Source organism: Psychrobacter sp. 1U2 (genome assembly GCF_051847575.1).
Window position 1 is genome coordinate 1 of sequence record NZ_JBPYDC010000973.1, and the last position, 753, is coordinate 753.

Annotated in this window: 2 protein-coding genes; one reads left to right on the plus strand and one right to left on the minus strand. The window is 38.6% G+C overall.

Annotated elements, in window-relative coordinates; translation table 11 throughout:
* The coding region (locus tag ACS8FD_RS19855) for an EVE domain-containing protein (RefSeq protein ID WP_439277132.1) at positions 1-170 on the minus strand (170 nt) is incomplete at its 3' end.
* 250 nt (positions 171-420) lie between these two features.
* Here ACS8FD_RS19855 and ACS8FD_RS19860 point away from each other — a divergent pair.
* Positions 421-753 (plus strand): radical SAM protein (locus tag ACS8FD_RS19860; protein WP_439277133.1); only part of this gene is annotated, 333 nt, incomplete at its 3' end.

The window sequence follows — 753 nt, forward strand, 5'->3', positions numbered from 1 at the left end:
TGATAAAAAAACACTTTGTCATCTACTTGCATATCATCGCGCATAAAGTTACGCGCACGGTAGTTACGTACGCCGTCCCAACATTCTGTACCCAACCGTTGTAGGTCTTCAATACCAAAAAATTTTGGATTAGATTTCATTAGCCAATATGCCATATTCGTTATCCTCATATTTGTCGTATGATATTTGATATACGTTTTATCTAGCTTGCCTGTTAGATGGCATTGATGATAGTCGTGTTTGTTTAAGTATGGTTTTACAGCTGTTCGTTAAACGTCTCTTTAATAAATGCAATTGATGAATACAATGCTTTTCTTTCAGTGACGTAGCCGTTATCCTAGCCGTATTTTTTGCGGTTTCTCGCCGCTTTTTATTGAATAAGTTTATGTTATGTCGATATCTAAAAGTGAGAATATTACCATGCGAGCTGATATTAACGGTGCTTCTTGTATAGACGCGACCATTATACCGTTGGCGCTGTATATTCATGTTCCATGGTGCGTAAAAAAATGCCCTTATTGCGATTTTAACTCGCACGAGCTAGGCGCTGATGTACAGCTATCAATGTATGATGAGTACGTAGATGCACTCTTGCTAGATGCGCAGATGCAAGAGCCTCTGACTCAAGGACGCCAGATTGGCTCAATATTTATAGGCGGTGGTACGCCGTCATTATTACCGATTATTCAATACCAGCGTTTATTTAAAGGTTTACAAGACTGCTTTGAATTTGCCAATGATATTGAAATTACC